Below are 22,621 nucleotides of genomic sequence, written 5' to 3'. Positions count from 1 at the left end.
ATCACTCCTCTCCCTCGTCGTCGGCACCCTCGGGACGACCGCCGTGTTCGGTCGGGGTCGTCGTCGATTCAGCATCAGTGGCACTCCTCGCCACCGATGTAGACGCTGAAGCGGTCTCGATTGCCGGTTCGCCGATAGCGAGCGTATCGTAGTCCTCGACGAACGTCACGACCATCGCCACGAAGATGCCCAGAACGATCGGCCCGACGAACAGGCCGACGAAGCCGAGCACGTAGACGCCGCCGAACACCCCGACGAGGATGAGGCCGGGGTTGAGATGGGCGCGCTTGTCGATCACGAGTGGGCGCGCAAAGTTGTCGACCATACTCACGACCAGGATCCCATAAAGCGCGAGAAACGTCGCTGAGACCGGGTCGCCGATAACCGCGAGATAGAGCGCGGCCGGTCCCCAGACCAGGAACGCGCCGATCAGTGGCAGCAGGGCGAGGACGATCATCACGAACGTCCAGAAGGCGACACTGGGGATGCCGGCGGCCCAGAGAGCGACGCCGCCGAGTAGTCCCTGCAGGAAGGCGACGGAGATATGACCGATGACGACGCCCCACGTCGTCTGTTCGATCTTTTCGAAGAGATTGTCGGTCACGTCACGCGGGAGCGGCGAGTTCGTCTGCATCCAGGCGACGAACTTCGGCCCGTCTTTCAGACCGTAGTAGAGCAGGAAGAACAGGAGTGCAAGGCCAAGTGAGGTCCGGAGTGCGAATGCGACGAATCCGGTCGCCCCCGATGAGAGCACGTCCAGAAGCTGTCTCGCACCGGTCATCAGTTGCTGTTCGATGTCGATGACGAGGCCGAACTGCTCGAACAGGGTCGCCTCGACGTTGTCGATTTCGAGGCCCGTCCGGCCGCGGGCGAGGTTCTGGAGGTCTCGGGTGAGCGCAGTGGCGATATAATAAAACGGTAGAAACGCCGTCAGTACGGTCGCGACGATCAACAGTAACGGCGACGCCTGCCTGCCGAGATGGGGCACGAGGCGCCGGTGAAGCGGAGAGAGAACGTATGCGAGGACGACAGCAGAAAGCACGTACTCGACGAAAGGGAGGACGATGAGAAGCGCCGCAAGTCCGGACAAAGCGATGCAGATCAGCAGAAACGACTGTGATCGATTCATATGGGAACTTATTGTGGTTGCGACAAAAATCCACTGGAGTGGGGAACCGTCAGAGGGCGGGCGGATCGGCCAACTACACGAAAGTTTAATATTTATCCCGATTCAGAGTGTAGTACATGGCGGATAAAGACGACCTCAAAGACCAGATGATCGACGCCTTCGAGGGCGCTGACTACCCCATCTCCAGTCCGATGGATCTCGTTCCGGCACTGCCGAACGGCCCCGGAACGAAGTTCGAGTCCGGTGACTTCTCGATGACTGCAATGGAGCTCAACACCAAACTCGGCGGCGGCGACTTCCCGTACGATTCGGCGGAAGCCTTCGTCGACGACGTCCTCGAACAGCTCGACGATCAGGACCTGATCTGATCGGCCGACCGTCGCTCGATTTCTTTGCGCCAGCCCCCGAGCGACGGCACCGTCCTGCCCGCCCGTCGTCACAGGCTATTTAATAGTCGCCTTCGCAGGGAACTGTATGCCTGCAATAGAGATTACTGAGGATCAACAGGAGTATCTCGAAGATCTGCGCGCGGAACTCGAAGCCGACATCGTCGGTCCCTACGGACACGTCCGCATCGGCGACGCGGTCCAGTATCTGATCGACAACCACGACGGAACGCTCGACGACGTGCTCGCAGAGGAGGCTGCTGACGTCACAAAGTCCGACGATAGCCGTGACGTCGACGCGGATACTGAGGAAAGCGAAGACACGTCCGAGGAGAGTGAGGACGACGACGCCGAGGAGAGCGGAGATGATGATGCCGAAAAGAGCGAAGACGATGACGCCGATGAGCCCGAGGACGATGACGCCGACGACGACCAGAGCGGCGAGGACCGGCTCTCGGCGATGATGTCGTTACTGGACACCCACGACGAGAAGTGGCGAGAGACCAGTGGCGACGCGCGCTACGAGGTCGACCTCCCGGACGGAACGAGCGAGGACGCCCCGACGAAAGACGACGTCCGGGCGCTGCTGTTCAAGAACTACTGATCGCACAAACGTTGATTGGCCAGGCCGTCGTCCGCTGCATATGGTAGATGACGGTGACGAACGGCACGTGATCGTACAGGCCCAATCACAACTGGAAGACTGGACGGCAAGGGCACGGATGGAGGCGTACAGCGAACTTTTCGAGGGCGAGGATCCGCTCCTCTCGGCTGAAGACCTACGGCTTCTCGACGCACTCGACTCGAGGCTCGAACGGCAGGGAGACGACGGTATCTGGGGAACCGACCAGTACGGGATTCACTCTGCGGGTGAGACAGGCCCTGATCTACCGCTCGGCGTCGTCTGCGTGTATCGCCCACAGGTCACGGCGGACTCCGTCCTGCGAGGCGGGGCGGGACTTGACGACGACACCGAAGAGCGAATCAATACGGCGCTCTGGGACTATAGCGAGCGCGTCTCGGCACTCATCGAAGAAGAGCTAGCAGCGTTTCTGCGTGAAACACAGCAATGATCGCTGCTACTCGGCGTTGGTGGTCTTTTTGACTTCGGTGATGATGATGTCCCAGTCCGGATGCTCGGGGCCGTTTCTGCAGTCCCAGCCCCCTTCGACATCGATGCCGTTTTGATCTGCGCGCTGGAGGAGCGATTCTAACTCCGCGTGAAAGTCCGACTCTGACCCAGGCACGGATTCATCGCCCGTCATGACGCTGACGACCCCGTGAGATCCGCGTCCGTCCCTTGCTCGTCCGGCCGTGTGAGCGCAACGTCATCGAAGTTCGGCACGATGCCGTGTTCCTCGAGTCTGAGGGAGACGTCGACGTCTTGTGCCTCCGCGAGCAACGCAGTCGTGGCAATGGTCCGAGAGGCCGTTTCCTGTTCGTACCGGGTGCGATACGTTCGAGAGTTCTGGTAGGACTCAAGCGGTCGTAGGCCGACACCACTCCGTGTAGCGATCATTAAAGATATCTAGCTGCCAGTGCTGTTTGAGTTCGGTTACTGATTATACAGTACCTATATAAGTAACGCCCGGGCTCACTCTTTGACCAGCGTGGCGGCGATGAGACGGCGGTGGCCACGCCTGAGTCGCGAGGATAGCGACTGCTGTGTGATACCCAGTTCCTCGGCAATCTCCTCGAGCGAGACAGTCCGCGGCGAGTCGAAGTAACCGCGCTCGAAGGCCAGCACGAGTGCTTCCCGCTGGGTGTCGGTCAGTTCGTAGCCCTCGCTCTGTATCGGCAGGAGCGAGTGGACGGCCGTGATGTCGATCGGGATATCGTGCTCCTGACAGTACGAGCGGAACTCGCTGATCTCGTCCTGGCTCTCGCCGCGGACCTCGAAGTCCCACCCGGTCGCGGTGCCGACGCCGGAGAGGACGGCGAGGTTCATTTCGGCAAGCGCGTTCAGAACCCCGACGTACTCCCGTTCCCATTCGACGCGCATGAGATACTCGTGCTCGACACTGTCGATCAGTTCGATATCGGCCAGGCCCTCGTGGGCCTCGAACGATGCTTCGATATCGGCCGCTTCAGCACCCCGCACCCAGAAGTACGGAATAATCAGCGTATCGTGGGGGATGAGCCGTTCCAGTTCGACGCTCACGTCGGGGAGGTTCTCGAAGACCGTCCCGAGTGGGAACTCCGCGGCCGGACTCGTAAACTCCATCACGGTAGCCATAACATATCCTTGGTGGCCCACGTGAATAACACATACCGATGGTGTATCAGGGACAAAGGGGGACCCCGCCACGGATCGAAGACCGCAACCGAGCCTACCGAAAGCAGAAGTATCCCGCAATTAGGGTGGTAACTTGGTATACCAAGCCACCATGTTTTGTAGCGGCGCAATCAACGGAGGAGTGACTAATGAGCGTAATCGGGGAGATTCGGGTAGCTTCCGGTGATTTCGAGCTCGGGCAGATTCTCACCGTCGAAGGTGGCGCTTCTATCGAACTCGAAAGTCTCGTCCCGATAGCCGACGCTGCTGTCCCCCTCTTCTGGATTCACGATCGGGCGCGGGAGTCGTTCGTCGAGAGCGTCCAGGAGCATCCTGCTGTCAACGAAATAAAGCGGGTTGACGTGTTCGAGGACAAGACGCTGTTCACGCTGGACTGGGACGTGAACCAGGACCACCTCTTCGGAGGCATGCAAGAGTACGACGGACAACTTCTGAGCGCTATCGGAACCCCCGAAGAGTGGGAGTTCAGAATCCGTTTTCCGACGCATGACGCGCTCAGTTCGTTCACCAGTCACTGCAAGGAAGCACAGATTTCACTGGAGATAGTCCGCGTCTACAATCCGACGGAGCCCGACGTCGGCCCGTGGTACGGCCTCACTGACCCCCAGCGGGAGGCGATAGAACTCGCCGTGGAGATGGGCTATTACGACATCCCAAGAGGCTGTACGACCAAGGAAGTCGCTGACGAACTTGGCATCTCGGATCAGGCCGTCACCGAACGGCTCCGCCGCGCCATCGTCTCGCTGGTCTCCTACACGCTCGTCCCGATGAAATCGGAGGGCTGAGCGCGGCGGCGGCTCTCGGGGTCGTCGACTGCGGTGATTCCCGGCAAGCAGGAATGCATGAAATAATAACTACCTTCGAGATAGTAGTTCCATCTATGCAGTATATAGTCGCCACCGACGGATCGGCAGTCAGCGATACCGCAGTCGAACAGGCCGCGGCGCAGGCGGCCATGGTGGGCGCGGACCTCGAGGTCGTCCACGTGCTGACGCCGGAGACCGAACTCGTGGACGGACAGGTCGTACTCCCGGGTGAGGATGCCGCAATCGAGCAGGCGGAGCGGATCCTCGAACAGGCCAGGAGGGTTGCCGAAGATGCTGTCGCGGCCCAGGACGCCGACATCGAGATCAGCACTGAACTACTGACCGGCCGACCAGCCGAGTCGATTACGGCACGGGCAGAGGAGCGGGACATCGACGGCATCTACGTCGGTCACCGCGGCCTCTCGGACAAGCCGGATTACGTAGTCGGGAGCGTCGCCAAGACCGTCGTCGATAAGACGACAGTTCCGGTGACCATCGTCAAATAGCCGGTCAGACGACCCGTGCTACCGGAGTCACTCCTTCGCCGACGGCTTCGGCGCGAGCACGAGACCGAGCAGTATCGAGAGAAGGCCAGCGCCCGCACCGATCAGCAGCAGTTCCAACCGTGGGTAGCCCGAGACTGCCGCACCGGTGGCCGCGGAGACGAGCATGACGCCGGTCGCAATCGGTAGCTGGTGGCGGCGCATCAGATCCCGATTCCGATCCGTGTGTAGACGAAGTAGATCAGTGCGAGACACGGGAAAAAGACCAGCGCGAAGACGCCCTTGCTCCAGTTATAGACCGTCTTCCCGTCGAGCGGGCCGAACGGAACCATGTTGAACGTCGCCAGGAAGACGTTGATGAAGACGCCGAAACGGCCGACCTGCTCGACGAATGCGACCGGGACGAACACGAGCGGAAGGAAGACGGCGGCGAGTCCCAGATTCACCGCTGGCCCGGCAAGTGCGATCAGCCCGTTCTCTCCGAGGGTGATCCGACCGCGATGGTGTACCGCGCCGGGTGCCGCGAAGATGAAGCCGATAATCGCGCTCATGATGGCGAGAAAGAGCATCCCGTAGTCGGCGCGAAACTCGGCGACCTGTCCGAACCGAACCGCGGCCACCTTGTGACCGAGTTCGTGGAGGACGAAACTGACGCCGACAGTGATCATCGAGAGCGCGACGACCTGGGCGATTCCTGCGGCCCCACTGGCCATATGCAGGAAAATAAAGATCGCAAAGGCGACGCTGAGTGCGATCCACGCGACCGCGAGGTCACGTTTTTCGTCGGCGCTAAAGGTTAGCTCACGTCGCCGTGTGCGGCTTGGAACGCCGACCATGATCAGGGAGGAACCCCGCGAGGATCTCCGCGCCGTTTCGCGCGCCGTTGATCAGTTCGGTACCGACGCCGCTGAGTCCTCCGATCTCAGGGGCCATATACGGCACCACGACGGTGATAAACAGGAAACTGGCGATGATGCTTCCGATGTTCGTCAGCGCGACGACCGTGATCAGCCGAAAGAGCGGGACGTCGAACATCCGGTCGACGAGTTCCGAGATGGGACTCTCGGTGTCGTCGAGGATCTCGTTCAGCGTCTGGATGTCGCTGACGTTGACCGGGCGCTTGCGCAGTTCCATGTAGCCGGTGAACCAGCCAGGGGCGAGCATCGGATTGATGCTGGTCAGCCACGCAACCGCGCCGCCGACGCCCGCACTGGACCAGTGTGCACCGCCGAGTCGGGCCAGGCCGAACGCGAAGACGCCGTTGATCAGGAACCACGCGCCGAACAGCCGAAGCAAGAACCCGTCCTCGACGCCTGCGAGGAGCAGGAGAAGGAAGAACACGGCGAAGCCGACGGTAAAGAGGTAGCCGACTGCCTTGCCGATCGAGAAGCGCCGTTTCGTCGCCGTCTCCGAGATCGACCCCATATCGGGTAGCGTCGTGGGCCGTGCGAGATACTCTTCGATGCCGGCACGATGGCCCGCGCCGACGACCGCGACCACATGATAACCGTTCGCCCGCAGCGCGTTCAGTTTGTGTGCGATGAAGGCGTCGCGCTCGTCGATCAGTGCCTCGGCACCGCGGGGACTGAACCGGCGGAACTCCTCCATCATCGCCGAAACCACGTCGCCGTCGGTTAGCTCTTCGATGTCGAACTCCTCGTCTATCTCCTCGACCTCCTCCATCGAGGCACTGAGCAGGACGCCGACGAGCGTTCCGAGCAGGAGGCCGACCGCGCCACCTGCCGCAACGCCCGTTCCGAGCCGAAGCGCCGTGACGCCGTAGCCCTCGAACGTTTCGGGGCCGAAGAGGCCGAGCGGGGCGACGCCGCTCGTAACGAGTGCAACTGCGCCGGCGATGCCGGCGACGCTCCCGACAAGCAACCGCGTCGTAAAGCCGTCAAGCCCAAGTCCCGGCGGTGGGCTGATCGACGGCAAGAACAGGGACCCAAGCAGGAGGCCGGCGATAGCTCCGAAGGCGACAGCGCCGAGAAGCTGTAATAGCCCGGCGCTCGTAACGCCAAGCGTCAGTAGTTCGCCGTAGCCGAGTGCGGGCGCAACGGCGACGCCGCCAACCGCGCCGAACAGCATCCCGAGGACCATGCCGCCGACGACGCCGAGCGTTCGCGGGTCGGTGATGCCGAGCGCGAGGCCGCCGACGAGTTTTGCCTTCTCGCCGATAGAGAGTCTGGTCCAGAACCGCTGCATCGTGACCTGAATATCTCGGTCGACGAGCGCGAGTCCAAGACCGAGTTCGTCGGCGGTATCGGTCGCCGCTCGCATGTCAGCGCCCGGCTCGATATCGAACCGGTCGCCCATCCGCGTCTGGACGTACGAGAGCATCCAGTAGGCGAGGAACTGAAAGACAGTGTTGCCGCTCAGCAGGTCCTTCGCCTCGATATCGTCGGGTGTTTCGCCCTGCATCTGGCGGTAGCGCCCCTCGTCGAGTTCGACGGCGACGACGTCCGGGCGCTCCTCGCGAATCGTCTCCTCGACCCGCTCTGCGCTCTCCGCAGAGACGTGGGCCGTCCCGACGACGGTCACGCTCCCCTCTTCCGAGGGGACGGCGTCCACGTCATCCGGCTCCGCTGGGTCCGTCATCTACGCCAAAATATACGCGCGCGGTTTTTACGCTTGTCGTGTCCGACGAGTCGGGGGATACTTCTCCCGGCCGGTCCGAGTGCGTGACATGCCGGAGACGCTCCTCGAATCCTATATCGAGAACCGCGAGATGGTCCAGCCGAACCACGCCAACATGCTCGAAACCGCCCACGGTGGCAACGTCGTCAAGTGGATGGACGAGGTCGGCGGGATGTCCGCGATGCGCTTTGCAGGCGAAACCTGCGTCACTGCCCGGATGGACCGCGTCGATTTCAAACGCCCCATCGAGGTGGGCGACACCGCCCTGATCGAGGCGTACGTCTACGCCGCCGGGACGACGAGCGTTCGTGTCCGCGTCCAGACGTATCGCGAGAACCCGCTCACCGGCGAGACCGAACAGACCGCCGACTCCTATTTCATCTACGTGGCCATCGACGAGGACCGGAACACCGTCACAGTGCCCGACCTCGTCGTCGATTCGGAGCGCGGCGAGCGGCTACGCGAGGAGGCGCTCGCTGGCGAGAACGGCGAACAGTAACGGCCACCGCTCAGTCGTCGACGAACGTCCCCGAGGTCGGAGCGCCGCCGCTACCCGTGTTTGCTTTGTGTTCTGCCCGACCACCGAGCGTCTCGAAGTCGAAGTTCTCGAACTGTGCTGGCTGGACGCCCTCCTGAGCGTAGACGTACAGCGCGGCCTTGGCGATGCCCCAGATCGTCTGACTGAGCAGGTACGTGAAGACGAGCGCAAGCGCAACGAGGACGGCCGCAAGCAGGACGCCTGGGCCAGGGAAGACGGCCGCCACTGGGATGGAGAGAGCGAGCGCACCGACGACGAGGACGAGTCCGATACCGACGACGATGCCAGTGATCCCGAACCCTGCGCCCAGCGTCTCGCCCCAGGTGTTCTTGAACGTGCTGCCGCTCCGCTTGAACATCTCCGTCGCCGAGACGTCCTCGAAGACGAGCACGGGGACGATGAAGAACGTCATAATCGACCAGCCGAGTGCAAACAGCGACCGCATGATCGCAGCGAGGGGGTTGTCGGAGTTCTCCAGCATCCGGAAGAGGATGCTCACGGTCGCCGAGATCAGCGACCAGACGACGATGGGCCCGAGTCGACCGTTGATCGCCGTCATACTCGACCGGAGACCCGGCTCGCGGCCGTGAAACGTCTCGTTTGCCGCGTAGACCAGTGCGGCCGAAAAGTAGGTGCTGAAGAAGGTCGTGACGAAGTACAGCGCGAAGAGAACCACGTACTCCAGTCCGCCGCCGATGACGTCGGCCAGCACCATCGGGAGGAAAAAGAGCACGAGAAAGAAGATACTCGAAATCGCCGCCAGTAATGGGAAGACCAGTAGTTTCGGATACTCCCGGATCACGCCGACGCTGTCTTTGGTGAGCGTCCACCCGGTTTTGATCCGGTCGAAAAAGCCCACCCCGCCCGAACGCGTGTTCATCGACATATGAGAGGGAACTGCTGGAGAGCACTTATTATTAACGGGGCAGATCGGAGAAAACTACTACAGACCGGAAGAGGGCTAGTACCCCCCTCGACGGTCTCGTCGATCGGTCCGGCGAAGACGCCGTAGAGGAACTTGAAGTACCAGAGCACCAGCACCAACACCGGAAGCCCAAGCACGGTGACCAGATTGAGCGCAAGCGGCGACACCACCGCGGCGTCGATGGTGAGCCCGCTCGCCGGGTAGATCGTCGGATACAGCAGTCTCGCGACGAGACCGACAAGCAGGACCGAGAGCCCGAACGTGCTGGCGAACCAGAGCCGATGTCGGCCACGGCGGGCCAGCACGATCCCGCCGACACCGAAGACGACGCTTCCGAGCACGACGGCGACGGCCGGCAGCGTCAGCAGTAGCTCCCGAACGCCGACGGGATCCGTCCAGAAGACGACGGCGAGCAGGACGACGACCCCGCCGAGATAGGCAAGCGTCGATGCCGTCCCGTACCGGACCATATCGGCGGCGAGCGACCCTTGCGTCTTCGCGGCGACGAAGGCCGCACCGCTCGTGAGGGAGAGCGCAACCAGCCCGACCCCGGTCAGGAGGCTCGGCAGGCTGAGGGAGGCGGTGCCGAAGATCCAGCTACCGACCAGCATCCCGAGCAGGAGCGGCGTGGTCGTGCTCCCGAAGACGAACAGTCGGTCACAGGCCCGTTGCCAGCGCTCGTCCTCACGCTGCTCTCGGAGTTCGGGCGAGACGCCCCGGAACAACAGCGCCATCACGATCGCGATCGCGAGCAGGTAATGCTCGCTGAGCAGTCGCGAGTAGATCGGCGGGAACGCCGCCAACAGCGTCGTGCCGAAGGCGACCAGCCAGACCTCGTTTGCGTCCCAGACCGGGCCAAAGGCCGCCAACAGCGTCTCGCGGTCGTGCTCGTCGCGGGTGGCATAGAGCATGCCGATCCCGAAGTCGAAGCCGTCGAGGGCGACGTACAGGGCGAGAGTGAACAGCACGACCCCGAACCAGATGGTCGGCAACGAGGGGACGAGATACTGGTCGGTCGAGAGCACGAGCGGACTAATCATCGCTTCTCACCAGTGGTAGCTCCAGTTGACCTGACTCCTCGTCGCTCTCACGGACCCCCATCCGGACGAGTTCACCCTCGATCAGCCACTTGAAGACGTAGCCGAAGGTCCCGAGCAGGGCGATATACAGCGCGACGAACGCGGCGAGCGTCCCCGTCGCCTCACTACCTGTCAGCGTCGTCGACGCGGCCTCGTTCGTCTTGAGTACGCCCTGGATCACCCACGGCTGTCTGCCGATCTCGGTGACGTACCAGCCGGTAAGCAGCGCCGCGAACCCGAGCGGTGTGGCGAGCATCATCGCCTGCAAGTACCGGTCGCTCTCGCGTAGCTTGCCTTTGCGCAGGAGATTGCCGCCCCAGAGCGCAAGCCCGATGAACAGGAAGCCGAGGCCCACCATGAAGCGGAACGACCAGAAGACCAGGGCGACGGGTGGGTTGTCGTCGTACTCGTGTAACCCGACCACCTCCTCCGAGAAGTCACCGCCGCTCGCGAGGTACGACCCCATTGCCGGGAGGCTGATGGTCCAGAGGTTATCCGTCCGTGGATCGGTCAGCGAGTCAGCGCTCCTCGGGATAGCGATGAGGTGGAGGTCGGCCTGGCCCGTCTCGTAGTGGGCCTCCATCGCGGCGAACTTCTGTTCTTGGGTATCGGCGACGTGGCGGCCGTAGGCGTCGCCGTGGAGCGCCTGCAACGGGGCCGTGATCAGGAGCAAGGCAACGGCGATGCGCAGCGCGACGTTCCAGGCCTCCGAGTTGCGTTTCCGCCAGACGAAGTACGCTGAGACGCCGGCTACCAGCAGCGCGACGGAGATGACCGAGGCGTTGATCATGTGGACGTACATCCAGGGCATCCGTGGCGTGAAGAACGCGGCAACCGGATCGGTCAACTGCGCGATCTGCATGCCGTTGCGCTGGACGAGTTCGAAGCCCTGTGGCGTCTGCATCCACGCGTTGACGACGAGGATCCAGAAGCCCGAGAGCCACGCGCCGGCACCGGTCAGCACCGCCGACAGGATGTAGGTGCGGTCGGAGACGCGTTCGCGACCGAACAGCAGGACGCCGAGGAAGACGGCTTCGAGGAAAAAGGCCATCTTGGCCTCGAACGCGAGCGGCCCGCCGATCATCTCGCCGGCCGCTTCGGCAAAGACTGGGAAGTTCGTCCCGAACTGGAAACTCATCGGGATGCCGGTGACTGTCCCCATGACGAACCCGATGGCGAACACTTTCAGCCAGAACTCCCGGAGTCGGGCGAACCGTTGCTTGCCCGTCCGGACGTCCTTCCAGGTGAAGTAAATGATGAACGGCGCGAGACCGATCGAAAGCGACGCGAACAGGATGTGGACGCTGATCGTCCAGCCGAACTGAAGCCGACTGGCGAACTCCGGGGACAGGAGCGGTACTGCCTGCATCGTCTGGACCACAGTTGAAGCCATGGTCGCTGGTGGCGGGAACATGGAATGAGCTTTGACTGATTCTGAGTATCAGATAGCAATATATCCGAACTCTATTGCACACTCGTAGGAACAGGCGTATAGTTTATATAGATGGAGTGCTACATTTATTGCCCGCGCCCTCACTGGTTAGCTCTCATCGTATTCGTAGAACCCCACCCCCGTTTTCTTTCCGAGGTCGCCCGCTGCGACTTTCCGTTTGAGCAGGTAGGCAGGCTTGTAGCGGTCGCCCAACTCCTCGTGGAGCGTCTCGGCGGCGTGCAGTGCGACATCGAGACCGATATGATCGGCGAGTTCCAGCGGCCCCATCGGAACGTTCGTACCGAGTCGCATTCCGCGGTCGATATCCTCCTTGCTGGCGACGCCCTCGTCGTAGGCACGAACCCCTCGTTGATCCAGGGGATGAGGATCCGGTTGGTGACGAAGCCAGGCTTGTCGTCCGCTTCCCAGGTCTCCTTGTCGAGGTCCTCGGCGAGGGCGTGAGCCAGTTCGGTCGTCGCCGCACTCGTCTTCTCGCCGACGACCACTTCGACCCCGTCCATGATCGGCACCGGGTTCATGAAGTGTAGACCGACGACCTGCTCAGGGCGCTCCGTCGCGCTGGCGAGAGTCGTAATCGAGAGGGTACTCGTGTTCGTAGCGAGGTACGCGTCGGCGTCGAGCAAGTCGTCGAGCGAGGAGAACACGTCCTGTTTGATGTTCATCTCCTCGACGACGGCCTCGATAACGAAGTCACAGTCCGAGAGGTCATCTAGCTCTGTGGTCCCGCGGATCCGTTCGCGGGCGTCTTCGGCGGTCCCCTCGTCGACGTCCCCCCGGTCTACGAGACGGGCGAGGCTGTCGTCGATCCGGGCAAGGCCGTCCTCGACCAGTTCGGTTTCGATATCGCGCATCCATACGTCGTAGCCAGCAGTCGCCGCGACCTGTGCGATGCCACTACCCATCGTTCCTGCGCCGACGACGCCGATGCGTTCGATTGCGTCGAGATCACCGTACATGGCTCCCGATACAACAGGATGGACGATAAACGTTTGTTTCCCAACTATAGTAGCGCAAACAATACGTGTCTGACGGGTTCCGTCCGGTGATACTGTGAGCAAGTTTCAAGAACCTGGGTAATAATCGTCGGTACCAGGTGACCCGTCGTGAGCGAGAACATACAGGAGGACAATGGATTACAGGAGTTACGCTACGTCGGACCGTCGACAGCAACAGCGCTACACGACGAAAACGTCGACGTAGAGGACATCCGCGCGAAACGCGTCTCCTACCAGTTTCTCGTCGATACGGGAATTAACGCCGGCGTGGCAACCAAGATCAGGCGCTGGCACTCGCTACCGTGGACCTTCGACAGCGAGGAGACACAACTGGATAACCGCTCGAAGAACGTTCGCGGCCTCCGCGATGGCGAACGCGAGTGGGTCGCGGCGAGCGCGGGGAGCGACTCGACGACCGATGAGTCGACGGCAGACGGCGACTGGACGCCAAGCGACTCCGCCGGCGACGGGCAGCGCTCCGTCCGTCGGCAGGGTGACTGGTCGCCTTCCGGGACGGTCGGCGAGACTGAAGACTCCCACACTGATGGCGACTGGACGCCGACGACGGAGACCGAACCGAACGTCGAGGCGGAGACGGACGGCGGCGGAACGGCGGCGGCCGCCGAGTCGGCGTGGCGCGACCGGGCGGAACCGGACCCGGTCACGGCGGTAACCGGTGTGACCGACGAAGCGGCCGGTCTGCTGCAGGAAGCGGGCGTCACGTCGGCACGACGGCTTGCGACCTCCGATCCCGAACAGGTCGCCGATCTGTTGAATGTCGAGCGCGAGCAGGTCGCCGAGTGGCACTCGAACGCCGAAGAGTTCGTTCGCTAACTCCCGAATTAACTATCTTAGTAGTAATGCAGTTCTGCGGTCTCTAGCAGTTTCTAAACGCCGTATAACTTAGTATAGCTCCATAGAAGCCGTAATTAGGAATCTGTCATCTACCGTTACCTATATATGCTAGATTACCGGATTACGAAATAGATGATCCCGCTGACCGACGCTCCGTTTTCGGCGCGTGACTCCGGTTCGACGCTGACGATCGACTGGATGGCTGACAGTTCTGCTGACGTACTCGGCCAGATTGCTCTGGGTGAGGGAGAGCATCCACCGGACACCGAAACGGCATCGGCCAGCGCGGGCGGCGTCGAACAGCGCGTCACGCGACGAGATGACGGGCGTCCCGGATCCGGTGCATCCGGCCAGCCCCGGTACCAGGCAAGCGAGGTGACCCAATGAGCGACAGTATGAATCCAGTACAGACGGCGACGGCGACCGGACAGGTCAGAACGACAATCGCGGACGAGGTCTTCGAGACGGTCGCGGAGAGCACACCCGAACTACGGGACGCGATCCGTGGTCGTCGGGCGAAAACCAAGTCGACGAACAAAAGCGGCGAGCGCCAGCGTGCGGCCGATATCTGGTTCGACGAACTCCTCGCCGAGCGCCTCGGCAACATCGACGGTGTGGGCGCGTATGCAAGCGAGGAACGCAAGACACCGATCGACTGTGGCGACGGTCTGAGCGTCACCGTCGACCCCCTCGACGGCTCCTCGAACCTCACCTCGAACAACCTCGTGGGGACGATTGTCGGAGTCTACGACGCCCCATTGCCAGCGAGTGGCCGTGACCTCGTGGGGGCCGCATACGTCATCTACGGCCCGACGATTACCATGGTCTCGGCGGCGGCGGGAACCGTCACCGAGTACGAGGTCGTCCACGGCGACCTCCGCTGTCAGGAGGAGAAACTCGAACTCCCGGCCGAGCCGGCCGTCTTCGGGTTCGGTGGGGGCGTCGACGAGTGGTTTGATTCCTTCGAGACATATGCGGACGGCATCCGCGAGAACCTGAAGCTACGGTACGGCGGTGCCCTCGTTGGCGACGTCAATCAGGTGCTCGGCTACGGCGGCATCTTCGCGTATCCCGCACTCGAGTCCTCACCGAACGGAAAGCTTCGGTACCAGTTCGAGGCCGCACCCGTCTCGTATATCGTCGAGAGTGCCGGCGGCCGCTCCAGCAACGGTCGGAAGTCCCTTCTCGAAGTCGAGCCAAGTGCACTCCACGAGCGGACCCCGTTCCACGTCGGGAACGAGAACCTGATCGACGAACTCGAACGGCAGTTGGCAGTGTGAAGTACCCCGCGCCCGGTGGCGCGGGGCTTCGCCGTTTAGGGCCGCACTGCACCGACAGGCGAATTTAATTCCCCCGACCTTCTCTGTGAAGAGTCGGCTGGAATTAACACCCGAACTCGTTGTCCGTGAGGGTCGGGGCCTCCACCAGCCCCCGTTGAAACTCCCGTCTCACCGCCAATGGCGGGTTTTGAGAGGAGCCACATTTCCAAACGGTCAAACGACCAGCGAAGGAATTGAGGTCTTCAACTCCATACTTTGAGAGATTATTTCTGGTCGTTACCCTAAGTCTATTAGCTATAATCGTAAATCTTGCGAAATAATGTGACGCGCTTCACCCCCGACCACGGTGGGTCGGGGTACTCGCGATGCTATTCTTTATAGACGTGCGTTAATCAGTTCCTACGGCGGAGTAGTAGCTGTATTACCATGAGGTCCCCTATTGTTGGTGTGAACCGGACGCACGAGCGTCCGACGGCCTGCTGGGGAGACAGGCCGACAAAGTGTGGCCTGCTGGGGAGACAGGCCACCAAGGGGAAGAGGAGAGAGGACGGCCACGTCACACGCACCGCTGATGGGGGACGGACCTCCCTCACCTTTTGATAACCACGATATTACTAATCCTTGTCAGTGCTGGCCTTAGAGCATGGCAGAACGAACATCGAGTACCCAGACATTGACCACGGAAGAACTGGCCAGCGCACTCAGAGACCTCGCAGACGCCTTCGAGTCCGAAGAGACGCGGATCACAGTCGGCAACAAGTCGGTTAAAGTATCACCGTCCTCGGAGCTCACCTACTCCATCGACGTCGTCGAGCGGTCGGCGCTGCTCAGGGGACGGCGGGAGACCGTCGAAATCGAACTGGGCTGGCAACCAGCGTCGGCGGACAGCGAGTAGGCGCATCTTTCACGAAAGACCAAAATATTTTATCCGCGGTCGTCCCATTCGGTGACGTGAAAGTTCGTATCGGGGAGACGGCGACCGACGATGAGGCCGCCGCGATCGCGGCGGCGCTGGCGACGCACGTCGACGGCGAAATCGAGGTGTACGTCGGCGACGAAACCGAGCCCACGGTCTCCCGGTCACCCGGCGCCGATGCCGCCCACGGAGAGCCTGCAGATGGCGGGGAGGATCTGGGCCCGACAGAACGGGAGCAGCGTCTCCGCGAGGAGATCGACGAGATCGAGGCGGGCGGCCCGGAGAAGTACCGCGAGCGCCTCGACGAGCAGGGCAAGCTATTCGTCCGCAACCGTCTGGACCTGTGGTTCGGCGGCGACGAAGCCGAGGAATCGTCCTCGGACGCGGGCGTCCACTTCGAGGACGGCACGTTCGCAAACTTCGATAGCTGGCATCCCGACAGTCCCGAGGTCGAAGAGTACGACCCGGACAATCGCCTCCCCGCCGATGGACTGTTGACGGGTGCGGCCGCGTTCGAGGGCCGGGACGTCCACTTCATGGCGAACGATTTCACGGTCAAAGCGGGTTCGATGGCCCGACGCGGCGTCGAGAAGTTCCTCCGGATGCAACAGCGAGCGCTCAAGTCCGGAAAGCCGGTGCTGTACCTGATGGATTCGTCGGGCGGGCGGATCGACCAACAGACAGGCTTCTTCGCCAACCGCGAGGGGATCGGGAAGTACTACTACAACCACTCGATGCTCTCGGGCCGCGTCCCACAGATCTGTGTCCTCTACGGCCCGTGTATCGCCGGTGCGGCCTACACACCCGTCTTCGCCGACTTCACCGTGATGGTCGAGGACGTGAGCGCGATGGCCATCGCCAGTCCGCGGATGGTCGAGATGGTCACCGGCGAGCAGATCGACCTCGAAACGCTCGGCGGCCCAGCGGTACACATGGAGGAATCGGGGAGTGCCGACCTGATCGCCCGCGACGAGGAACACGCCCGCGAACTGGTCGCGGACCTGATCGGCTACCTGCCGGACAAGGCGGGCGAAAAGCCCCGGAACGCGAGGGGACAGCCCCGGCAAAATCGCCGGAAGGGATCGACGCCATCGTCCCCGAGAAACCCAACGAGAGCTACGACGTTCTCGACCTGATCGAACGGGTCGTCGACGCCGACTCCTTTCGAACTGCGCGATGGCTACGGGAAAGAGATCGTTACGGGCTACGCCCGGATCGACGGTCGACCGGTCGGCATCGTCGCCAACCAACCCGCCGAACGAGCGGGAGCGATCTTTCCCGACGCCGCCGAGAAGGCCGCGGAGTTCATCTGGAAAGCGGACGCCTACGAGATCCCGATCCTCTATCTGTGTGATACACCCGGATTCATGGCCGGATCACAGGTCGAAAAGGAGGGCATCCTCGAACAGGGCAAGAAGTTCATCTACGCGACTTCGTCGGCGACCGTGCCACAGCAGACAGTCGTCACGCGGAAGGCCTACGGCGCGGGCATCTATGCGATGGGCGGCCCGGCCTACGATCCCGAGAGCGTCATCGCGCTCCCCTCCGGCGAAATCGGAATTATGGGCCCGGAAGCCGCGATCAACGCCGTCTACGCCAACAAACTCGACGAGATCGACGACCCCGAGGAGCGAGCGGAGCGGGAACAGGAACTCCGCGAGGAGTACCGCGAGGATATCGACGTCCACCGAATGGCAAGCGAGGTCGTTATCGACGACATCGTTCCGCCGAGCGATCTACGCGCGCAGTTAGCCGGGCGATTCGCGTTCTACGAGGACGTCGAAAAGGAACTCCCCGAAAAGAAACACGGTACGATATTGTAGCGGCCCTGGTTTTGCGCCTCACTGCCGAGTCGTCACCGGCTCCGCGAATACACTCTCATCTATGTTCAAAATTTATGAAGGAGGGGCACCTCCCACGAGTATGCGACTCGAAGGCAAGACAGTCTTTATCACGGGATCGGGATCGGGAATCGGACGCGCCAGCGCACTGCGCGCTGCCGAGGAGGGTGCGACTGTGATCTCGACGGACGTGGATGGCGACGCCGCCGCCGAAACCGCCGAGGAGATCCGCGAGGCTGGCGGCAGCGCCGACCACTACGAGTTCGACGTGACCGATGCCGAGGGGTTCGCGGCGGCGCTCGAAGATACCGCGGCGACTCACGGCCTCCACGTCCTCGTCAACAACGCGGGGATCGGCCAGCCGCCGAGCAAGATCGAGGACGTCGACGAGTCCGTGCTCGACTACGTCATCAACGTGAACCTCAAAGGCCCCTGGAACGGCACTCACGCCGCCCTCCCGATTATGAAAGAGCAGGGCCACGGAACGATCGTCAACATGTCCTCGCTGGCCGGAAAACTCGGCTTCCCGTATCAGTCGGTGTACGCCCTGACGAAAGCAGCCGTCATCAACTTCACTCGGGCCACCGCCGCCGAGGCAGGTCCCGACGGTGTCCGCGCGAACGCGATCTGCCCGGGCTTTATTGATACACAGCTCACCAACGCCTATTTCGCCGGTCGAAGCGACCCCGAGGCGGCGCGCGAGGAGATGATTCAGGACTACCCGCTCCGTCGGCTGGGCGACGCCGAGGAGATCGCCGACTGCGTCGTCTTCCTGGCGAGCGAGGAGTCCTCGTTCGTCACCGGCCACGCCCTGACGGCTGATGGCGGCTACTCCATCTCGTGAATTAGGTCCATCTCTCGTCCGGATCCGGGGTTATATACGCCTTACACACTGAGAAGAAAGTAATGAGTGGAAACGACGGATCGGAGCCGCCCGAGCAGCCCACAGAGGGCCAGCGCGACGGGACGACCAGTCGCTCCACGGAGTCTACCCGCGAGGAACCGATAGCCGCGGACGGCTTTACAGAGGCCGAGCCGTCGTCGCGCGAGGAAGACTCCGACGACGGCGCAACCGACTCGACGACAGATCTCGACGACAGCTCCGCGACGCCCGACGACCTGCGCGAGGAACTCGAAGACGTCTCGGCGTCCGAGCTAACGGTCCCGCCCCAGTCGCTACATCCCAAGGTCCGGATCGTCTGGGTCGTCCAGTCGCTGCTCTCTGCGGCCCTCTTCGGCGCTATCGTCGGCGCGATCGATATCGGCGTTACCGGCATCGGCCTCTGGGTTGGGCCCGCCGTCTTCGGCGTCTTCGCCCTGATCGGCGTGCTTCATGCGGTCCTGCGCTACCGCGTCTGGGAGTACGAGGTGCGCGAGGACGCGCTGTATCTCGAACGTGGCGTCGTGACGCGCGTACGGACCGTCGTCCCGTACGTCCGGATCCAGCACGTCGACGCAAGCCGTGGCCCGGTCGAGCGCGCCATCGGACTGGCATCGGCGGTCGTCTACACCGCCGGGTCGCGCGGGGCCGACGTAACCATTCCCGGCCTGACCGCCGACGGCGCTGACGACCTGCAGAACCGACTGAAGCGGATGGCGATCCTCGCCGAGGGCGACGACGCTGTATGACGACGAAGCTTCACCCTCTCTCGGTGCCGTACCGGAGCGTCCAGACGGCGCTGAACTTCCTCTGGATCGTCTTCATTATCGGCTTCTCGGGCACCGCCTTTATCGGCGGGACGACCGGCGCGCTGGTGTTCGGCGCGGCGATCCTCCTGGGACTCATCGGTGCGGTCGTCTGGGAACTACTCTACTACCAGCGCTTCGAGTACGAACTCACCGAGGACACCTTCGATCTGGCCTCTGGCGTCGTCTCGCGGCGGGATCGGGAGATCCCCTACCGACGGATCCAGAACGTCGGTATCAGCCGAAACGTGGTCCAGCGACTCGCCGGCATCGCGGAGGTCTCACTGGAGACCGCGGGCGGTAGTTCCGCCGAGGCACAGTTACAGTACGTCAGTTTCGAGGAAGCCCAGCGACTCCAGGACGAATTGAGCGAGCGGAAGCGACGCCGCTCACGCAGCGAGAGCGCGAGCGAGGCGGACGAAGAGGAGGAGCAGGAGGTCCCGGAACGGGAGACCGAACGCCTGTTCGAGATCACCGAGGGCGAACTCGCCGTCCTCGGTCTGGTCTCGATCGATCTCCGGTTGCTCCCGCTGTTGACCCTCGCAGTGCCGTTCATCTCGCCTGCGCTGTCGAACCCGGCGGTCTATGCCGGACCGCTGTACGTCGTCGCACCGCTGGCCGCGATCGTCCTGTATCTCCTGACGTCGATCGCAGCGGCATCATCTCGGTGACGAACTACTACGGGTTCCAGTTGGTGCGGACCGGCGACGAACTCCGGTTCGAGCGGGGCCTGCTCCAGCGCTACAGCGGCACGATCCCGCCAGAGAAAGTCCAGACGCTGACAATCAGCGAGAACGTCCTCGAACGCGCCGTCGGCTACGCCTCCCTGCTCATCGAGACGGCAGGCTACTCGCCCGGCGAGTCGGGTGGTTCGCAGTCCGCAGTGCCGATCGCGAAACGCGACCGGGTGCTCCGTCTGGCCCAGTCCATCGAACCGTACGGCGATGTGGAGTTCGAGCGCCCGCCCAAACGCGCCCGGGAGCGGTACTTCGTCCGCTATCTGGGCGTACTGGCCGTCCTGACTGGCCTTGCCTATCTCGCCGAACTGTATCTGGTGCCGAACCTGGAGTGGTACTGGATGCTCCTGGGCGTGGTGGCGGTACCGATCGGTGCCCATCTGAAGTGGAAACATCTCGGGTACGCGCTCGTCGACGATCACGTCGTCACGCGGTCGGGCTTCTGGAACCGGACGACTTCCGTCGTGCCCTATCACCGCGTCCAGACCGTGCTGACAGGCAGACCATCTTCCAGCGCCGCCGCAGACTCGCAACCCTCACCATTGACACCGCCGGTTCGCGGAGCCTTATCGGCCAGGACGCAAGAGCGATCGATATCGACCGCGAGCGGGCGAACGAACTGCGCGAAGAGGTAGCGGACCGGCTTCAGGAATCGCTCTCCGGACGGATCGCGCCCGAAGACAGGCTGTTCGATCCCACCACGTCGGGACCAGAGGCCGGCGACTCGCCGTCGGTCTCGCCAAGTGAGTGATCGTGACCGACCTGTTTCCCGAGCGAATAGAGACGAACCACTGACGCTCGAACGACTCTCTATCGGTCTCTTCGCGACGACCAAGTGTCACACCGACTATCCACCCAGCCGACCTCTCTGTAGCGGACGAATCCCCGCCCGTTGATCGGGACGCTATCGGCCATCTGAACGAGCATACTGCTGACGGTCGAGAGGGAGGAATAGGATATCAAATAACGACTTCAGCCTCGGGAAACAACTCGTCTTCTGTCCGTCTTGCCTCTTTACCTTCACCGACCAGCGTCGATACTTCGACCTGTTCGGAGAACCGTTCCGGATCGGGTTCGACAGGCTGGACCAGCGTCGAGAAGGTCGTTCCCCGCCGTCCACCCCCCATGACGATACCCCCGCACTTCCGTTCTTCAAACGGAGTCTCGTCCGGGTCGGGGAACTCCTCGCGGATGATCTGTGCCGTGTCTCTGATGTACTCGGCCGCCTGCTGTTGGGAGTACGAGCTTTCGATATAGTACGTCTCGGCGTGTTCCTCGTCGAGATCCTCTGTCAAGTGTCCCGGCGATTCATACAGTATAGACTCATTCGTCGTATACCCACTGGCAAACCGGACGTTCATCGTGAAGCTATCGGGATACCGCACAATGATTGGAGAGAACAACATGTCCGTGACGGTGGTTCGCTGCTGGATCCGCCAGAGTGCCTCCAGATAGTACGAAGTGAGTTCACCGACCCGGTCGTCGCGTTCACCACGACCATACGCCGCTGCGACCGCTCTGTAATCCGGGCCGGCAATGCGCTCGAGTCGTCGCTCAAAGCTCTTGGCGACGCGGTCGAGTTCCGTTTCGTATGCTGTCAATAATGATACGTTCGGATCGGCGAGCATCGCCGCCTTCTGTTCTCTGGCGTCCGCTACGCGCATCATGTTCTGATGGAATAGCCGCTCGGCCTCGATAGTCGCAAGCGGTGTTCTGACCGCGTTTCGGTGTAGAACACGTGCGTCGCCGTTGAGCCGGCCATGCTCTTTCTCCATGCAGCAATTACTCGGAGATCAAGTATTATCAATCCAATGGGTCATGGGTTCTGTCAGCCTACGACGGGTCGAAAACCGGGTTTCGGGCCGGCTACTCAGTGGCTTAGCCAAATAGTGTCAATACTACCATAAATACTCATAGAGGGCACTGTCTAGTTCAGCACTTCCTCGGCAGGCATGCGGCCATCTAGCGCTTGATTTGGCCGATATCGGTTGTAGTAGTGCCTAAACCGCCGCAGCCACCGTTTCGCGCTACCTTGACTGCCCCGCCAAAACGAGTGAAAACGGTCGATCCGCATATCACAGTCTGGAACCATTTTTCGATGTGGTTCCGATCGGTATAGTCGAGCTGACCGCTCAATTCGTGGCGAGCGCCTCGATATTCCCATAGATATACTGATAGGTGACCTCGCCCCAGCTACTCTCCGGATATTGCTCCATTCGCCTTTATTAGAACGATCCGTACTGGTTGTTCGGTCGTCTGGACCGTACTGCACGCAATATCATAAGAAAACTTATATCATGTGCTCTCGTTGAGGAAGTGATCATGAGTTCACGGAGACCAGACGGTGACGCAGGCCGTATGTCACACGCCACCATTAGTCGGCGTCGACTCCTCGCGATGAGTGGAGTCGTCGCAGTCGGCGGATTGAGCGGTTGTGTGAGTCGAGTGGCGTCGGCTGTCACGAATACTGGCGCATCACCGGCAGCAGTGTTTGCAGGCGAAGACGACTCAGTCGGTGAACCACACGTGAGTCGGCTGACTCCGACGTTTTCAGCTGGG

27 protein-coding genes and 3 pseudogenes are annotated in these 22,621 nt (G+C 62.1%); 17 read left to right on the top strand and 13 right to left on the bottom strand.

Annotation, left to right across the window (positions count from 1 at the left end):
• Window position 1: 1 nt before the first annotated feature.
• On the bottom strand, window positions 2-1,129 hold the full coding sequence (locus tag ACFQH2_RS06985) for an AI-2E family transporter (RefSeq protein WP_377052181.1): 1,128 nt from the start codon (window positions 1,127-1,129) through the stop codon (window positions 2-4).
• 116 nt (window positions 1,130-1,245) lie between these two features.
• Here ACFQH2_RS06985 and ACFQH2_RS06980 point away from each other — a divergent pair, with 116 nt between their 5' ends.
• The 3 genes from ACFQH2_RS06980 (at window position 1,246) to ACFQH2_RS06970 (ending at window position 2,588) form a co-directional block, all read left to right on the top strand.
• A complete protein-coding gene (locus ACFQH2_RS06980; RefSeq protein WP_377052179.1) occupies window positions 1,246-1,497 on the top strand; it encodes an MTH865 family protein in 252 nt (83 codons plus the stop codon).
• Window positions 1,498-1,603: 106 nt separating this feature from the next.
• Window positions 1,604-2,119, top strand: a complete 516-nt coding sequence (locus ACFQH2_RS06975; RefSeq protein WP_377052177.1) for a hypothetical protein — start codon at window positions 1,604-1,606, stop codon at window positions 2,117-2,119.
• 40 nt (window positions 2,120-2,159) lie between these two features.
• Entirely contained in the window at window positions 2,160-2,588 is a 429-nt protein-coding gene (locus tag ACFQH2_RS06970) for a DUF7539 family protein (protein ID WP_377052175.1), read from the top strand.
• 6 nt (window positions 2,589-2,594) lie between these two features.
• On the opposite strand, the gene ACFQH2_RS06965 is transcribed toward ACFQH2_RS06970, so the two are convergent.
• From ACFQH2_RS06965 to ACFQH2_RS06955, 3 genes are all read right to left on the bottom strand, one after another.
• On the bottom strand, window positions 2,595-2,780 hold the full coding sequence (locus tag ACFQH2_RS06965; RefSeq protein WP_377076586.1) for a hypothetical protein: 186 nt from the start codon (window positions 2,778-2,780) through the stop codon (window positions 2,595-2,597).
• Window positions 2,777-3,034, bottom strand: a complete 258-nt coding sequence (locus tag ACFQH2_RS06960; RefSeq protein WP_377052171.1) for a hypothetical protein — start codon at window positions 3,032-3,034, stop codon at window positions 2,777-2,779. Before ACFQH2_RS06960 ends, ACFQH2_RS06965 begins: the two co-directional genes overlap by 4 nt.
• A gap of 75 nt (window positions 3,035-3,109) precedes the next feature.
• On the bottom strand, window positions 3,110-3,751 hold the full coding sequence (locus tag ACFQH2_RS06955) for a helix-turn-helix domain-containing protein (protein ID WP_377052169.1): 642 nt from the start codon (window positions 3,749-3,751) through the stop codon (window positions 3,110-3,112).
• A 188-nt stretch (window positions 3,752-3,939) separates the two neighbouring features.
• Here ACFQH2_RS06955 and ACFQH2_RS06950 point away from each other — a divergent pair, with 188 nt between their 5' ends.
• Together ACFQH2_RS06950 and ACFQH2_RS06945 are read left to right on the top strand one after the other, a co-directional pair.
• On the top strand, window positions 3,940-4,596 hold the full coding sequence (locus ACFQH2_RS06950) for a helix-turn-helix domain-containing protein (protein WP_377076585.1): 657 nt from the start codon (window positions 3,940-3,942) through the stop codon (window positions 4,594-4,596).
• Between the two features lie 95 nt (window positions 4,597-4,691).
• On the top strand, window positions 4,692-5,123 hold the full coding sequence (locus tag ACFQH2_RS06945) for a universal stress protein (protein ID WP_377052165.1): 432 nt from the start codon (window positions 4,692-4,694) through the stop codon (window positions 5,121-5,123).
• Window positions 5,124-5,150: 27 nt separating this feature from the next.
• Here the strand turns inward: ACFQH2_RS06945 and ACFQH2_RS06940 are convergent, their stop codons facing one another.
• From ACFQH2_RS06940 to ACFQH2_RS06930, 3 genes are read right to left on the bottom strand one after another with little or no spacing between them, the layout of a single operon-like run.
• A complete protein-coding gene (locus tag ACFQH2_RS06940) occupies window positions 5,151-5,324 on the bottom strand; it encodes a hypothetical protein (protein ID WP_377052162.1) in 174 nt (57 codons plus the stop codon).
• Window positions 5,324-5,956: a metalloprotease gene (locus tag ACFQH2_RS06935; protein ID WP_377052160.1), complete on the bottom strand. Its 633-nt coding sequence runs from the start codon at window positions 5,954-5,956 to the stop codon at window positions 5,324-5,326. The genes ACFQH2_RS06940 and ACFQH2_RS06935 overlap by 1 nt, the downstream gene beginning before the upstream one ends.
• Complete coding sequence (locus tag ACFQH2_RS06930) at window positions 5,922-7,718, bottom strand: TraB/GumN family protein (protein WP_377076584.1); 1,797 nt, start codon at window positions 7,716-7,718, stop codon at window positions 5,922-5,924. The genes ACFQH2_RS06935 and ACFQH2_RS06930 overlap by 35 nt, the downstream gene beginning before the upstream one ends.
• 88 nt (window positions 7,719-7,806) lie before the next feature.
• Between ACFQH2_RS06930 and ACFQH2_RS06925 the strand changes: the two genes are divergently transcribed.
• Entirely contained in the window at window positions 7,807-8,256 is a 450-nt protein-coding gene (locus ACFQH2_RS06925) for an acyl-CoA thioesterase (RefSeq protein ID WP_377052156.1), read from the top strand.
• 10 nt (window positions 8,257-8,266) lie between these two features.
• Here ACFQH2_RS06925 and ACFQH2_RS06920 read toward each other — a convergent pair whose 3' ends face one another.
• From ACFQH2_RS06920 to ACFQH2_RS06905, 4 genes and pseudogenes are all read right to left on the bottom strand, one after another.
• Window positions 8,267-9,181 carry a DUF6159 family protein gene (locus ACFQH2_RS06920; RefSeq protein ID WP_377052154.1) on the bottom strand — a complete coding sequence of 305 codons (915 nt, stop codon included), beginning with the start codon at window positions 9,179-9,181 and terminating at the stop codon, window positions 8,267-8,269.
• Window positions 9,172-10,260 (bottom strand): cytochrome d ubiquinol oxidase subunit II, encoded by a 1,089-nt coding sequence (locus ACFQH2_RS06915; RefSeq protein ID WP_377076583.1) that lies wholly within the window; start codon window positions 10,258-10,260, stop codon window positions 9,172-9,174. Before ACFQH2_RS06915 ends, ACFQH2_RS06920 begins: the two co-directional genes overlap by 10 nt.
• Complete coding sequence (locus ACFQH2_RS06910) at window positions 10,253-11,692, bottom strand: cytochrome ubiquinol oxidase subunit I (RefSeq protein ID WP_377052150.1); 1,440 nt, start codon at window positions 11,690-11,692, stop codon at window positions 10,253-10,255. Before ACFQH2_RS06910 ends, ACFQH2_RS06915 begins: the two co-directional genes overlap by 8 nt.
• A 147-nt stretch (window positions 11,693-11,839) precedes the next feature.
• Window positions 11,840-12,708: pseudogene (locus ACFQH2_RS06905) on the bottom strand (3-hydroxyacyl-CoA dehydrogenase family protein).
• 147 nt (window positions 12,709-12,855) lie between these two features.
• Here ACFQH2_RS06905 and ACFQH2_RS06900 point away from each other — a divergent pair.
• The 11 genes and pseudogenes from ACFQH2_RS06900 (at window position 12,856) to ACFQH2_RS06850 (ending at window position 20,813) form a co-directional block, all read left to right on the top strand.
• Window positions 12,856-13,581, top strand: a complete 726-nt coding sequence (locus tag ACFQH2_RS06900; protein WP_377052146.1) for a DUF7409 domain-containing protein — start codon at window positions 12,856-12,858, stop codon at window positions 13,579-13,581.
• 153 nt (window positions 13,582-13,734) lie between these two features.
• The gene (locus tag ACFQH2_RS06895) at window positions 13,735-13,989 is read left to right on the top strand and encodes a hypothetical protein (RefSeq protein ID WP_377052144.1); all 255 of its coding nucleotides are present in this window, start codon (window positions 13,735-13,737) and stop codon (window positions 13,987-13,989) included.
• Between the two features lie 8 nt (window positions 13,990-13,997).
• Complete coding sequence (locus ACFQH2_RS06890) at window positions 13,998-14,882, top strand: class 1 fructose-bisphosphatase (RefSeq protein WP_377057024.1); 885 nt, start codon at window positions 13,998-14,000, stop codon at window positions 14,880-14,882.
• A gap of 447 nt (window positions 14,883-15,329) precedes the next feature.
• Window positions 15,330-15,482, top strand: a complete 153-nt coding sequence (locus tag ACFQH2_RS06885; protein WP_377076582.1) for a hypothetical protein — start codon at window positions 15,330-15,332, stop codon at window positions 15,480-15,482.
• Between the two features lie 43 nt (window positions 15,483-15,525).
• Complete coding sequence (locus tag ACFQH2_RS06880; RefSeq protein WP_377052142.1) at window positions 15,526-15,777, top strand: amphi-Trp domain-containing protein; 252 nt, start codon at window positions 15,526-15,528, stop codon at window positions 15,775-15,777.
• Window positions 15,778-15,833: 56 nt separating this feature from the next.
• Window positions 15,834-17,621: pseudogene (locus ACFQH2_RS06875) on the top strand (acyl-CoA carboxylase subunit beta).
• Window positions 17,622-17,721: 100 nt separating this feature from the next.
• On the top strand, window positions 17,722-18,483 hold the full coding sequence (locus ACFQH2_RS06870; RefSeq protein WP_377052138.1) for an SDR family NAD(P)-dependent oxidoreductase: 762 nt from the start codon (window positions 17,722-17,724) through the stop codon (window positions 18,481-18,483).
• 275 nt (window positions 18,484-18,758) lie between these two features.
• Window positions 18,759-19,268, top strand: a complete 510-nt coding sequence (locus ACFQH2_RS06865; protein WP_377057022.1) for a PH domain-containing protein — start codon at window positions 18,759-18,761, stop codon at window positions 19,266-19,268.
• Window positions 19,265-19,996, top strand: coding sequence for a PH domain-containing protein (locus tag ACFQH2_RS06860; protein ID WP_377076581.1), 732 nt, complete (start codon window positions 19,265-19,267; stop codon window positions 19,994-19,996). The genes ACFQH2_RS06865 and ACFQH2_RS06860 overlap by 4 nt, the downstream gene beginning before the upstream one ends.
• Entirely contained in the window at window positions 19,993-20,697 is a 705-nt protein-coding gene (locus ACFQH2_RS06855) for a PH domain-containing protein (RefSeq protein WP_377076580.1), read from the top strand. The genes ACFQH2_RS06860 and ACFQH2_RS06855 overlap by 4 nt, the downstream gene beginning before the upstream one ends.
• The gene (locus ACFQH2_RS06850; protein ID WP_377076975.1) at window positions 20,604-20,813 is read left to right on the top strand and encodes a hypothetical protein; all 210 of its coding nucleotides are present in this window, start codon (window positions 20,604-20,606) and stop codon (window positions 20,811-20,813) included. The genes ACFQH2_RS06855 and ACFQH2_RS06850 overlap by 94 nt, the downstream gene beginning before the upstream one ends.
• Before the next feature lie 208 nt (window positions 20,814-21,021).
• On the opposite strand, the gene ACFQH2_RS06845 is transcribed toward ACFQH2_RS06850, so the two are convergent.
• A complete protein-coding gene (locus ACFQH2_RS06845; RefSeq protein WP_377052134.1) occupies window positions 21,022-21,837 on the bottom strand; it encodes a hypothetical protein in 816 nt (271 codons plus the stop codon).
• 152 nt (window positions 21,838-21,989) lie between these two features.
• Window positions 21,990-22,210 (bottom strand): annotated as a pseudogene (locus tag ACFQH2_RS06840) (IS6 family transposase); the annotation flags it as partial.
• Window positions 22,211-22,621: the final 411 nt, after the last annotated feature.

Source organism: Natronoarchaeum sp. GCM10025703 (genome assembly GCF_042661985.1).
Lineage (GTDB): Archaea > Halobacteriota > Halobacteria > Halobacteriales > Natronoarchaeaceae > Natranaeroarchaeum.
Note: the sequence above shows the minus strand (reverse complement) of the source record. Positions and strands in the feature narration are given on the sequence as shown.